Genomic DNA, 11,942 nt, shown 5'->3' with positions numbered 1-11,942 from the left:
GCTAGTTAGGCAGGCCTAATTAGTGCTGGCCACACAAATTGCAGGAGGTCAGCCGTGAATACGGGGCGCGACGTGGGATTACTACCGCCATCCTAGTAGCATCACTGACCCGGCGTCAGTAACGCCACCGTCTCCAGGTGGTGGGTGTGCGGATAGAGATCGAAGGCCCGCAGGCCCGCCAGGGACCAGCCTGCCTGCTGGAAGTACCCCACGTCCCGGGCAAACGATGCCGGATCACAGGACACGTAGGCGATGGCGCGGGGGCCGGCGGCGATCAGCTGGCTGACCACGGGCTTCCCGGCGCCCGCCCGGGGCGGATCCAGCACGATGGCGTCGAAATTCCGCGGCTTTTGGCGGAGGACACGTTCCACCCGGCCGTGCTCGATCTCCACCTGCGGCGCACCGTGAAGGTTCTTGCGGGCGTCCCGGCTGGTTCCCGGTGCTCCTTCCACCGAGAGAACCGACCCGGTCTCCCCCACCGCGTCAGCCAATGGAGCCGTGAACAGCCCGGCGCCGGCGTAGAGGTCTGCCACCACGGAACCCGGCGCCAGGAATCCGCCATTGTGGAGGAATTCTGTGACGGCCCCCACAAGCGTCCCGGGCGCGTCGCGGTGGATCTGCCAGAAACCCGCGCCCGTAACCCTGTAGTCGTGGCCGGCTGCCGACTCCTGGACCCAGGTCCGGCCACGCAGCTGCGCGACTTCCCCTGTGAGGGGGTCGAACGTGGCCACGGAAACGTCGTCCGGAAGCTGGGCCGCGATGGCACTGAGCCGCTTGGGCTTGGTGCCGGGTGCAGGAGCCAGCAGCACCAGTGGGCGTGAACCGTTCGACGGCGCTGCCACCTCCACGCGTTCGATGCCGGTCAGGTCGAGGTCCCACAAGCGCAGCCGGTTGATGCGCTCCGTTGCGAGCGGCATCTCCCGGACGGCAATGATGTGGTCGGAACGGTGCGCGTGCATGCCAAGTTTGCCGCCCGGAGTCACCGAGAAGCTGGCGCGCGTCCGCCACCCCAGGCCAGTGCCGGCGTCGTACGTTGACTCAGTCTCCAGGCTGGAATCCCGCCCGCCCGCGTCCACAGCCTCCACAGCCTCCACGAGGTTTCCGAGGTCCAGCCCGTCGGGCAGGCGTTCGACGGCGGCGAGGCGCTGAAGCTGTTCGGCCAGTACCGCCGACTTGAGCGCGCGCTGGCGGGTAAGGGAGATGTGGCCGAATTCGGCTCCGCCCACCGGCGGATGTCCGTGGGCCCAGGCGCGGAGGGAGTCAGCCGGACGCCAGAAGTGCTCCGCCCGGTCAGGGGAGGCTTCCAGCACCTCCACAACGTCGGCGCGCCAGAACTTGGCAGACTCCCCCGCGTCGGTGAGGCGGACGCGTACCTTTTCGCCGGGGATGCCGTGCCGGACAAAGATAACCCTGCCCTCGTGCCGGGCCACACAGTGGCCGCCGTGGGCCACCGGGCCGACGTCGAGCACCAGTTCGGTGGGGGCTGCCGTGGCAGCTGCGGGGTGGCTCTGGGTCTGGGGGTTCATCGGATATCCTGCATGTTTTTGGCTTCTTCGGACGATTTCAACTGCCACGGGACACTGGCCACCATCACGCCAGGTTCAAAGTGCAGCCGGGTTTTGATACGCAATGCTGTCTGGTTATGGACCAGCTGTTCCCACCATTTGCCGACCACGTATTCAGGGATGTAGACCACGATCAGGTCGCGGGGGGAATCACGGCGCATGTTCTTGACGTATTCCATGATGGGCGTGATGGTTTCCCGGTACGGGCTGGCGAGGACGGTCAGCGGCACGGGGATCTCCAGCTTTTCCCAGTCGGCAACCGTATGCGCGGTTTCCTCTGCATTAATGTCCACCGTGATGGCGTCCAGCCGCGACGGCCGCGAGGCCCGGGCGTAGGCCAGGGCACGCAACACCGGCTTGCGCACGTGGGACACCAACAGTACCGCGTGGACCCGGGACGGCAAGGCACGCGGCGAGGAGTCCTCGTCCACGGCCAGTTCCTTGGCCACGTTGTCATAGTGTGCCCGGATGCTCCACATGATCAGGAACAGGATGAACATGGCCAGCAGCGCGATCCACGCGCCTTGCTGGAACTTGGTGATCAGCACGATCACCAGCACCAGGGACGTCATGCCGAACCCGATGCTGTTGATGGTGCGGGACTTCACCATCCGGCGTCGGGTGGCTTTGTCCTTGGCGAGCTTGAGGTGCCTCCCCCAATGCCGGATCATGCCCAGCTGGCTGAGGGTAAAGGAAATAAAGACGCCCACGATGTAGAGCTGGATCAGTTTGGTGACGTCGCCGTTGAACGCGAGGATCAGCACCAACGCTCCGGCGGCCAGGGCAAGGACACCGTTGCTGAACGCCAGGCGGTCTCCCCTGGTCCGCAGCTGGCGAGGCAGGTAGCCGTCCTGGGCGAGGATGGAGCCAAGTACCGGGAACCCGTTGAACGCGGTGTTCGAGGCGAACACCAGGATTACTCCGGTGGCGGCGACCACGATGAAGAACAGGATTGATCCCGGGCCGAAGATGGTCTGGGCGATCTGGCTGATGGCCGGACTCTGAATGTAATCCTCCGGCAGCGGCAGGCCGTTCATCAGGAATTCCGTCGCCGGATCCAGCACAATATGCACCTTCGTGGCGTTGGCGAGAAAGATGATGCCGGCCAGCATGGACGAGGCGATGACGCCGAGCAGCAACAGCGTGGTGGCCGCGTTCTTGCTCTTCGGTTTCTGGAAGTTCGGCACACCGTTGCTGATGGCCTCAATGCCGGTCAGCGCGGCGGCGCCGGAGGAGAACGCCCGGAGCAGGAGGAAGGCGCCGGCCAGGCCCACCAGCCCTTCGTCGAAACCGGGAGCCGGCACAATCTCGAAGGCCGCCGACGGTGCTTCGCCCAGCTGGCCTGTGGCGGCCTGGAAGACGCCCACCGCTGTCATGCCGAGGATCGCTGCCATAAAAATGTACGTGGGGACAGCGAAAACGCTGCCGGCTTCCTTGATGCCGCGGAGGTTGACGAGGGCAAGGATTACGACGCCGATGGTGGCGAACAGGGTCTGTTGCCCGTGCAGGGACGGCACCGCCGTGGTGAGGTAGGTGGCCGCCGAGGACATCGAGACGGCCACCGTCAGGACGTAGTCCACCAGGAGCGCCGAGGCCACAGTCAGCCCGGAAAACTTGCCCAGGTTTTCGTTGGCGATCTCGTAGTCTCCGCCGCCGGAGGGGTAGGCGTGCACGTTCTGCCGGTAGGACGCCACCACCGTCAGGAGGACCACCATCACGGCCAGGCCCACCCACGGCGAAAAGGCCACGGCACTCACGCCGGCCAGGGCCAGCGTAAGCAGGATTTCATCGGGCGCGTAAGCCACAGATGACAGTGCGTCGGAAGCGAAAACCGGGAGTGCTACCCGTTTGGGGAGCAACGTATGGGCGAGCCTGTCATTCCTGAAGGGCCTGCCCACCAGCACCCGTTTCACGGCATTCAATATAGTCAGCACTCCACAAAGCTAGTCTGATTCCCTGCCCATGTCATGACGGCGTCCGGGCGGATGCAGCACGCGCGCTGCCGGTAGAGTTCTAGCAGCAGCAACAGGCTACGGAAGTTGAGGAGATACGGTGGCGCATTTCGTGATCATGGGATGTGGCCGGGTAGGGGCCACTCTGGCGCATACGCTGGAGGACGCCGGTCATTCCGTCGCCATCATCGACCAGGACGACCGCGCATTCCGCCGGCTTCGGCAGGGCTTCACGGGCCGGAAAGTCACCGGTGTGGGCTTCGACCGGGACACCCTCCAGCAGGCCGGCGTGGCAGAGGCGTACGCCTTCGCGGCCGTTTCCAGCGGTGACAACTCCAACATCCTGGCCACCCGCGTGGCGCGCGAGACCTTCCACGTCCCCCACGTTGTGGCCAGGATCTACGATCCCGGCAGGGCAGAAATCTATCAACGGCTCGGCATCCCCACCGTGGCCGCCGTCCGGTGGAGCGCAGACCAGGTCTTGCGCCGCATCCTGCCCGAACAGCATCTCGCCGGTGATTTCCGCGAGCCTTCCGGCCGGCTGGTCCTCGCCGAGGTGGACCTCTACGCCGGCTGGATCGGCCACCGGATCAGCGAGGTCGAAAAAGCTGCCGACATCCGGGTGGCATACCTCACCAGGTTCGGCGAGGGCATGCTTCCGGAAACCGGGACTTCGTACCAGGACGGCGACACAGTCCACGCCATGCTGCCGGTGGACCGCAGTTCCCAGGTCGCCCAGATTCTGGCCAAAGCACCCGCCAAGGAGTTGTAGTGAAAGTTGTTATCGTCGGCGCCGGCAGCGTCGGGTCATCGATCGCCAGGGAACTGCTGGCCCACAAGCACGAAATCCTGCTGATCGACCTCAAACCTGAGGTCATCGGACGCAGCGGGCTGCGCGGCGCGCACTGGCTCGTGGGCGACGCCTGCGAGCTCAGCACGCTGCAGGGAGCGAAAGTGGAGGACGCCGACGTCGTTGTTTCAGCCACGGGCGACGACAAGGTGAACCTGGTGGTCTCGCTCCTGGCCAAGACCGAATTCGGCGTGGGCCGCACCGTGGGTCGGGTCAACAACCCCAAAAACGACTGGATGTTCAACGACTCCTGGGGCGTGGACGTTGCCGTCAACACCCCCCAGCTGATGACCGCGCTTGTGGAGGAAGCGGTGGAGATCGGCGACCTGGTCCGGCTCCTGACACTGCAGACCGGCGTCGCTTCGCTGGTGGAGTTCACGGTGCCGCACGATTCGCACGTCATTGGCCTGACGGTGGGCGACATCCATTGGCCCGAGGACGCCACGCTGGTGGCAATCCTCCGGGACCACGCACCCATCACTCCCAGCCGGGATGACGTCATTGATGGCGGGGACGAGTTGTTTTTCGTCACCACCATCGCGGCCGAGGATCAGTTGCGTGCGCTGCTGTCGCCCGAATCAGCGGAGGAGCCGGAGGAGGCCTCCCATGAGCCCGAAGGCGTGCAGCCTGCCGAAACTCAGGCGCTGGAGGACGACGGCCTCGGCGGCTGATCCGACGTCGGGGCGTCGGCGTCCGCCGGTACCGGCCGGGTGACAAGCCACGCGATCCAGACGCCGAGGATATAGAGCGGCGCCCCCATGATCAGGCGGGTCGTGGCCAGGGCGGCGAGTCCGTCCTCGCCCATCAGGTACAGGGGGACCTGAACGATCAGCCGAAGTACCAGGACAGCCACGATGATCCACGTGCCCAGGCGGTAAGCCTTAAGCCGCGCGGGATCCTTGCGCCAGTCCAGCCCTTCGTTGCGGATGATCCCGAACAGCAGGCCGGCCACCGGCCACTTGATCGCGATGGAGATCACCATGGCGAGGATGTAGGCGGTGTTCGTGAAGAAGCCCGGCAGGTAGAAGTCCTCGGCCTTGCCCGTAGTGTTGGCGAGCCAGGCCGAGATTCCCACCCCCACCACGCCGGCGAGGGCCTGGGTCAGCGGGCGCCGCTGGACGAGGCGGACCACCGTAAACACCGCGGCGGAGGCCAGCGCGGCCACCAACGACGGCGTCAGGTCCCGCGTGATGGTAAAGGCGATCAGGAAGACCAGGCCGGGCACAATGCTCTCGGCGATGCCCTGGATTCCTCCGGCGCTCTTGAGGACATCGATCCGGCCGTCATGGGTGCGGTGCAGGCCGGCTTTGGCTGCATAGCCCTCAGCAAGTCCCTTCACCGCGGACGGCTCGGGCTGTTTGGACGGCTCGGGCTGCTTGGACGGCTCGGGCTGCTGGGGCGAGGTCATTCGTTCTCCTGGCGGGAAACTATTTCATAGCGTGGATTGAACATGGTGGGCAGGCCTTGGCTTTGGGACAGCATGCCCTCAAGGCGGACTACGGTCCCGGCCTCGATGCCCGGCACCCTGCGCCGCCCCAGCCAGACCACACGCAGGCGGCCACCCGTTCCCTGTGCCGGTTTGGCGCCCGTCTCGCGAATGTCGGGGTCCGAGACAATGGCGGTGAATGCCGCGTTCCGGTCCGCGGGCATGTAGGTGACCGATTCGATGTGCCCCTGGCACACTACCCTCCCCCGTTCCGGCAGCCGGCTGACCGGCATCCCCGCGTCCGGGGAGGATTCCCGGGGACCTTGGCGGGAATCAGCCAATCTGGGTGGTTTCCGGACCACGTTCGGGGCCCTTGAACTCGGGGGCATTGAATTCGGGGGCACCAGGCGGCGGGGTGACGCTGGCATCCTTGGGCAGCCGCAGCTGAAGCAGGTCCCGGGGCGGCATGGGGCTGTCGCCCCGGATGACCACAATCTTGCGGAAAAGGGACTCAAGCGGTGCCGCAGCCTCGCGCTCCATCGCTGCCGCGCCGCCCAGGACGCCGCGCAGGAACCAACGCGGCCCGTCGATGCCTATGAAGCGCGCCACCCGGTAGCCCTGGCTGCCGTCCTGTGCACCGGCGGGCAGTTTGGCGATCAGTTCGGTTCCGAAGCCACCCTGGACTTCTTCAACCTGCCCGCCCTGGCTTCCCACGGACTGACCGATCTGTTCGCGGATCTCGTCCCACAGTCCCTCGGTCTTGGGAGCAGCAAACGCCTGCAACTGAAGGCTGGAGCCGTTCAGGTCCATGGTCACAGCGACCACGCGCTGGGTGGCTTCCTCAACTTCGAGCCGGAGCTGGAGCCCCTCGCTCGGGGAAATCAGCAGCGCACCGAGGTCAACATATCCCTCGCGGCTGGAGACCTCGGAAACATCAAAGGGGCCCGAAACCCGACGCCCGGCGTCCGCCGAGGCCGTGTCAGCGGAATCCGTTGATTCCACTGAGGCCTGGGATTCGTCCGGGTCGGCCGGATGTTCCTTCTTTGATTTCCTGCCGAGCCCAAAAACCATGGGGATTGTCTCCTTAGTTGTGAAAGTGACTCGCCGGGCCCGGTGGGTACCGTCGGAAGTCTTGCTGCCGCGGGCAACCAACGCTGGTTGCCGCCGTCGGGTGTGTCAGGCGTTTGGCGAGGTGAAGCCGCCGGTGGATCCGAATCCGCCGGCTCCCCGCACCGATTCGCTCAATTCGTTGACGGGGACAAACTGCGCATATTCCACCCGCTGGATCACCATCTGTGCAATTCTATCGCCGCGCCGCAGCTCTATGGCGTTCCTGGAATCGGTGTTGAGGAGGGTCACGGAAATTTCCCCGCGATAACCGGCATCCACAGTGCCGGGCGCATTGACGATAGTCAGCCCATGCTTCGTGGCCAGGCCGGAGCGAGGGTGGATCAGGGCTACAAACCCGTCCGGCAGCGCGATGGAAACACCGGTAGCCACCAGCTTCCGCTCCCCCGGTGCCAGGACCACATCTTCCCGGGTCCGCAGGTCAGCTCCCGCGTCGCCGGGGTGGGCATAGGAAGGTGCCTCCAGCCCGGCGTCGAGCATTTTCAGCTGCACCTGCAGCGTCGGGGCCCCGTAGGCTGCGGCTGCATCCGGTGCAGGGCCGGCCAGCTCATCGTCAGGAACGGTTTCAACAGTGGCAAGTTCGTCAGTCACAGTCACTCACTCTAACGCCCAGCCGCAGTTCCGTCCTAGATTCAACGGGACGTCGCAGGCCAAGACCGGATGAACCCAAGATGAAATAGCCAGCCAAAGGTGGAAAGCTGGTGGCATGCCCGAATCCAGCTCCACCGCGCCCGTCCCTGACGCCCCCTCTGCCGGCACCCCGGCAGTTTTCCGGGAGAGGCTGTGGCCGAACGTCTGGATCTGGATCATCGCGGCAGGGATCTCCGGTGCCGGGATCCTCGTTTTCGCCCCGATCAGCATGGTTGCGGGCTATACGGCGGCCGGCGTCCTGTTCACGATCATTGCTGTCCTGCTCGTGCTGTCCACTCCGACGATCCTTGTCACCAGTGACGCCTTGACGGTAGGACGCGCCACCATTGAGCGCCGCTTCGTCGGCGACGCGGCAGCGTTCCACGGCAAGGACGCCACGGCCCAGCGCGGGACCCGGCTCAACTGCCTCGCCTACCTGTGCATCCGTGGCTGGATCGACCCGGTGGTGCGGATCGAAATCACGGACCCGTCCGACCGGACCCCCTATTGGCTGACGTCGTCCAGGCGGCCCGAGGAACTCACTGCCGCGCTTTCGCGGAAATAGGCACCCCGGATCAGCCCTCGCACTCCTTGCAATAGAAGTGGCCGTCCTTTTCCCGCGCAATCTGTGAACGGTGCCGGACCAGGAAGCACGAGGAACACGTAAACTCGTCCGCTTGTGGAGGCACCACCAGAACCAGCAGCTCCTCGCCGGACAGGTCCGCCCCGGGAAGCTCGTAGCCTGCGGCGAGGTCGCTTTCGTCCACATCAACCGCGGCCGTCGGGTTATCTGATCGCCGGGTTTGTGCCCGGCGTGGGCTCATCCTTCCGCATGCACGCGGCAAAATCCAGACTTCCGCGCCGGTGCGGTCCGCTGGCACTGCGCAAACCCCCGCTGCTGACCGCACTGGCGTCCGAAAGTGCCGGAATATCGCGGCGCGCCCTTGCTCCTAACCCAAAAGGGGGCCGGTGAGTGGCAGAGTTTCGATTGATAGTAATGCCAGGGTGGAGGATTTGTATGCAGGATCTACGGCTTGTAGGCGTACACGACGACGGGGAGCATCTCCTGTTGAGCGGTGCCGGCGGCGAGATGTTCCAGCTGCCGATCGATGAAGCACTGCGGACGGCCAGCCGGTCTTCGGCGAAGACGGCTTCCGCGGCTGCGCCCATTGCCATGTCCCCGCGGGACATACAGTCTCGGATCCGCAGCGGTGCCACCGCAGCGGAGGTGGCTGAGCTTTCCGGGCTTCCCCTCGCAAAGGTCGAGCGGTATGAGGGCCCGGTCCTTGCCGAGCGGGAGTATGTAGCGCAACAGGCACGGAAGGTGGAAGTGGCTTCGCCCTCCCCCGGCCATGACACCTACCGCTCCATTTTCGGCGACCACCCGGCTTCCCTCCACGACATGGTCAACCACCGGCTCTCAGCCCACGGGATTGAACCTTCCACCGTGGAGTGGGATTCGTGGCGGCGCCAGGACGGCAATTGGACCGTGGTGGCCCGTTTTGAAGCCAAAAAGGACGGCACCTCCGGCATCGGGGAAGAGCCGCCTGCGCAGTGGACGTTCAGTCCGGCCCGCAAGTCGCTGCAGAACGCCAACCGCTGGGCCCAGCAGCTCAGTGAGCTGGAACCGCTGGACGGTCCCGTTCCGGCCCGCCGTCTCACTGCCGTCACGGACCGCCCGTTTGACTTTGAAACCGACGCGGAAGCAGCGGCCGCCCGAAATTCGACCGGCCCGCAGGCCGTCCCGCAGGCCAGGGAATCTGACGGTCTCCTGGATATGCTCCGTTCACGCCGCGGCCAGCGTCTGGGTGTCGACGAAGACGCGGACGACGCCCTGGCGCTGTTGCTGACCCACGGCGTGCCCGCTGCCCATCCACGTCCCTCGGAGGTGGTCCCGGAACCGGATTCCAGGGAGCAGAAGTACCGGGAGCCCGAAATGCGCGAGGCAGCACCTGCCGAGTCCACCGCGCCGGACGACGCCCCGCCCGCCGATCCCCTCACCCGCAAGCGTGATGCGCGGCCGTCAATGCTGTCCAGGCTGAGCCTCATCCCGCCGCACCGGGACTCCGAGGACGATGACGTCCTGAAACTGCACGACGGCGTCAGCACCGACACGAGGGAAGTCACCATTGTGGCGTCCCCGCTTCGTCCCGCAGGGCAGGGTGCCCCCGGCGAGACAGCTCCGGGGCGTCCCGCGCCGAACGTGGGCCTGGACGAACTGCTGGGCGGCGGCAGCCCGCGCAGGGCGGCCTACGCGGCCGGCACCGATGACGCAGGATCGGGCCAGCACCACGACCATGACGCGGACCAGCCTGAACGGCAGCCCGCAAAACCGAAGCGGTCCACGGTTCCCAGCTGGGACGAGATCGTCTTCGGGACCAAGCGGGACTGACGCCTCAGCGTCGCCGTGGCTTGCCTTCGGCCTTAAAGCACAGCAGGGGTACTTCGCGTTCCGCTTTGGTCAGCGAGCCGTGCTGGCCCACCACCTCCATGGCGGCTGGGCGCCCGCGGCGGGTGTCGTAGAGGGCCAGCGCGTCCCGCGCTGCAATCATGATGTCGCCAATCCGGGGCCCGACGGCCGGGCGCAGTGTCCCGAACAGCCCGGCGGCGATGGCATCCTCCCGCGTAAAGGCCCAGATCCTGTCGCCGAAACGGGCACGCCACGCGCCCAGCAAGCGCTCCCGGCCCGCGGCGTCTGCCGGATCCTCAAGGTAGAGATGTACCATCCGGGGCTCCCCCGCCGTATGCCGCACGCCGTCAACAAGCGACGCGTCCGCGGCGAAGTCGATCCGCTGCTGTTCCGGGACGTCGAGCATCCCGTGGTCCGCGGTGAGCAGGACGGTGGTCCCGGCCGGGAGCGACGCGTGGAGCCGTTTGACGGTTGCGTCAAGCTCTTCGAGCTGGTGTTCCCACTGTTCGGACTGGCAACCGTGCCGGTGGCCGGCCTTATCCAGTTCGTTGACGTAGAAGTACATCAGGGACTTCCCGGCTGTGTCCATGGCTTCGGCGGCGGCTTCTGTGCGCGCGTGGGCCGTCACGGCTGAGACGAAATTCCCGCCGCGGAGGGCCGCCTGCGTCATGGGCGAGTTGCCGAACTGCGGCAGGCTGACCGTGGTCACACTAACTGAATCGGCAGCCCGTTCGAGGACGGTAGGAAACGGCTGCCACTCAGTGGGGTCCACCTTGGCATCCCAGTTGCCGAGCATGTTGACGACTTTGTCCTGGTCCGGGTCCAGGACGTCATAGCCCACCATTCCGTGCTGGCCGGGCGGGAGTCCCGTGCCGAAGCTGGCCAGGGCAGCGGCCGTGGTTGAGGGGAACGTGGAGTCCAGCCAGACGGGAACTTCCCCCTGCCCGGACTGCATCACGGAGCGCAGGAAGGGCGTGTGGGCAGACTTCTGTTTGAGCAGGTTCCGGCCCAGGCCGTCGGCCAGGACCACGCAGACGCGCGACGCCGGCGGAAGGCCCAGGGAGTTCGTGAAACCTTCTACCCCGAGGCTGGCCGCCGCGCTGGTGAGGACATCCCCGATGGACCGCCGGCCAAAGGCAGGCGCGGGCGGCATTCTAAGCTGCGGGGCGGCCCCCTGCGAAACCGCTGCGGAAGAGACTGAGGAGACTGTTGCTTTCCCTTGGTCCGGCATCTCAGCGCTGCTGGTGCCCGCGGCTGAGCCGGTTTCCGAACACACCCGTCCGGGGCCGGGGCTGGAGCGTCTGGCCGGCGTGCGGCACGGGAGCCGTGGAACCGGTGTTCACGGCCCGCAGGGCGCGGGCAAAGAGTTTGGCGTCCTGGACGGCCTGCGGACCGTCGGCTTCGGCGCTGATCCGCAGGACGATGTCCTCCTGGGCAATGGTGCCGCTGTAGCCGTGGTCTGCCTCGCATTGCGGGTCTCCGCAGCTGGCGGGGCCCATGTCCAGCCGCTGGCCGCCGGACCAGGCAATGGCGAGGGTGACTTCCCGGACCGGATCCGAGGGCTTGTAGTCCTGCGGCTGGGAGTACATGTAGCTCAGGACCACGGAGCGGATCTGCGCGACGGGCACGGATTCGGTGGAGATCTGGGCCACGATCTGTTCGCCGGCGTCATCGAGCTGCTGGTCGTCCACGTGGGTGATCACCAGCATGTCTGCGGTCAGGACCAGCACGGTGATGTGGCGGCGGACTTCGGCCCGGTCAAAGTGGGTTTCGAGGTGCACCAGGTGGGCCACGCATTCGCGGCCGTCCAGGGCGTCGTCAACGACGTCAGCCACCAGGCGTGGGTAGAAGCCCGCTTTCTGGAGCGCACCGTCCAGGCTCTGGCCCTGCGGCGTGTGGCTGTGTGAGCTGTGGGGGCGGGTTGCCTGGTTGTCACTGCCGGAGGTGGAAGGCGTCGACTGGGAAGGCTGTGAGCTCATTC

12 protein-coding genes and 1 pseudogene are annotated in these 11,942 nt (G+C 66.2%); 4 read left to right on the top strand and 9 right to left on the bottom strand.

Translation table 11 applies throughout. The annotated features are described in order from the left end of the window. Positions 1 to 101: 101 nt before the first annotated feature. Positions 102 to 1,526 (bottom strand): class I SAM-dependent RNA methyltransferase, encoded by a 1,425-nt coding sequence (locus ACX80X_RS05710; RefSeq protein ID WP_252600183.1) that lies wholly within the window; start codon positions 1,524 to 1,526, stop codon positions 102 to 104. Further along, the gene (locus tag ACX80X_RS05705; RefSeq protein ID WP_252600182.1) at positions 1,523 to 3,499 is read right to left on the bottom strand and encodes an APC family permease; all 1,977 of its coding nucleotides are present in this window, start codon (positions 3,497 to 3,499) and stop codon (positions 1,523 to 1,525) included. Before ACX80X_RS05705 ends, ACX80X_RS05710 begins: the two co-directional genes overlap by 4 nt. A 118-nt stretch (positions 3,500 to 3,617) precedes the next feature. Between ACX80X_RS05705 and ACX80X_RS05700 the strand changes: the two genes are divergently transcribed. Together ACX80X_RS05700 and ACX80X_RS05695 are read left to right on the top strand one after the other, a co-directional pair. After that, entirely contained in the window at positions 3,618 to 4,289 is a 672-nt protein-coding gene (locus tag ACX80X_RS05700; RefSeq protein ID WP_459309514.1) for a potassium channel family protein, read from the top strand. Then, the gene (locus ACX80X_RS05695; RefSeq protein WP_252600181.1) at positions 4,289 to 5,038 is read left to right on the top strand and encodes a potassium channel family protein; all 750 of its coding nucleotides are present in this window, start codon (positions 4,289 to 4,291) and stop codon (positions 5,036 to 5,038) included. Before ACX80X_RS05700 ends, ACX80X_RS05695 begins: the two co-directional genes overlap by 1 nt. On the opposite strand, the gene ACX80X_RS05690 is transcribed toward ACX80X_RS05695, so the two are convergent. The 4 genes from ACX80X_RS05690 to dut all read right to left on the bottom strand — a co-directional run bounded on the left by ACX80X_RS05690 (position 5,005) and on the right by dut (position 7,512). After that, a complete protein-coding gene (locus ACX80X_RS05690) occupies positions 5,005 to 5,775 on the bottom strand; it encodes a DUF3159 domain-containing protein (RefSeq protein ID WP_252600180.1) in 771 nt (256 codons plus the stop codon). The genes ACX80X_RS05695 and ACX80X_RS05690 overlap by 34 nt on opposite strands. After that, positions 5,772 to 6,134: a single stranded DNA-binding domain-containing protein gene (locus ACX80X_RS05685; RefSeq protein WP_374209911.1), complete on the bottom strand. Its 363-nt coding sequence runs from the start codon at positions 6,132 to 6,134 to the stop codon at positions 5,772 to 5,774. The genes ACX80X_RS05690 and ACX80X_RS05685 overlap by 4 nt, the downstream gene beginning before the upstream one ends. Beyond that, on the bottom strand, positions 6,127 to 6,864 hold the full coding sequence (locus ACX80X_RS05680; protein WP_252600179.1) for a DUF3710 domain-containing protein: 738 nt from the start codon (positions 6,862 to 6,864) through the stop codon (positions 6,127 to 6,129). The genes ACX80X_RS05685 and ACX80X_RS05680 overlap by 8 nt, the downstream gene beginning before the upstream one ends. Positions 6,865 to 6,969: 105 nt before the next feature. Then, complete coding sequence (gene dut / locus ACX80X_RS05675; protein ID WP_252600178.1) at positions 6,970 to 7,512, bottom strand: dUTP diphosphatase; 543 nt, start codon at positions 7,510 to 7,512, stop codon at positions 6,970 to 6,972. A 115-nt stretch (positions 7,513 to 7,627) separates the two neighbouring features. Between dut and ACX80X_RS05670 the strand changes: the two genes are divergently transcribed. Then, on the top strand, positions 7,628 to 8,116 hold the full coding sequence (locus ACX80X_RS05670; RefSeq protein ID WP_459311467.1) for a DUF3093 domain-containing protein: 489 nt from the start codon (positions 7,628 to 7,630) through the stop codon (positions 8,114 to 8,116). A gap of 10 nt (positions 8,117 to 8,126) precedes the next feature. Here ACX80X_RS05670 and ACX80X_RS05665 read toward each other — a convergent pair. Then, positions 8,127 to 8,351, bottom strand: a pseudogene (locus ACX80X_RS05665) (DUF4193 domain-containing protein); the annotation flags it as partial. 218 nt (positions 8,352 to 8,569) lie between these two features. Here ACX80X_RS05665 and sepH point away from each other — a divergent pair. Next, positions 8,570 to 9,943, top strand: a complete 1,374-nt coding sequence (sepH, locus tag ACX80X_RS05660) for a septation protein SepH (protein ID WP_459309510.1) — start codon at positions 8,570 to 8,572, stop codon at positions 9,941 to 9,943. 4 nt (positions 9,944 to 9,947) lie between these two features. Here sepH and ACX80X_RS05655 read toward each other — a convergent pair whose 3' ends face one another. Further along, positions 9,948 to 11,114, bottom strand: coding sequence for an alkaline phosphatase family protein (locus tag ACX80X_RS05655; RefSeq protein ID WP_252600175.1), 1,167 nt, complete (start codon positions 11,112 to 11,114; stop codon positions 9,948 to 9,950). 79 nt (positions 11,115 to 11,193) lie between these two features. Further along, the gene (locus ACX80X_RS05650) at positions 11,194 to 11,940 is read right to left on the bottom strand and encodes a DUF5998 family protein (protein ID WP_252600174.1); all 747 of its coding nucleotides are present in this window, start codon (positions 11,938 to 11,940) and stop codon (positions 11,194 to 11,196) included. Positions 11,941 to 11,942: the final 2 nt, after the last annotated feature.

Source organism: Pseudarthrobacter sp. MDT3-1, from assembly GCF_054510755.1.
The sequence above is the reverse complement of the archived record's forward strand: the minus strand, read 5'-3'. Positions and strand labels throughout refer to the sequence as shown.

Coding starts and splice junctions, on each gene's coding strand:
- ACX80X_RS05680 (WP_252600179.1), bottom strand. CDS start 6,864: ATGGTTTTTGGGCTCGGCAGGAAATCAAAGAAGGAACATCCGGCCGAC.
- ACX80X_RS05710 (WP_252600183.1), bottom strand. CDS start 1,526: ATGAACCCCCAGACCCAGAGCCACCCCGCAGCTGCCACGGCAGCCCCC.
- ACX80X_RS05670 (WP_459311467.1), top strand. CDS start 7,628: ATGCCCGAATCCAGCTCCACCGCGCCCGTCCCTGACGCCCCCTCTGCC.
- ACX80X_RS05690 (WP_252600180.1), bottom strand. CDS start 5,775: ATGACCTCGCCCCAGCAGCCCGAGCCGTCCAAGCAGCCCGAGCCGTCC.
- ACX80X_RS05650 (WP_252600174.1), bottom strand. CDS start 11,940: ATGAGCTCACAGCCTTCCCAGTCGACGCCTTCCACCTCCGGCAGTGAC.
- ACX80X_RS05655 (WP_252600175.1), bottom strand. CDS start 11,114: ATGCCGCCCGCGCCTGCCTTTGGCCGGCGGTCCATCGGGGATGTCCTC.
- sepH (WP_459309510.1), top strand. CDS start 8,570: ATGCAGGATCTACGGCTTGTAGGCGTACACGACGACGGGGAGCATCTC.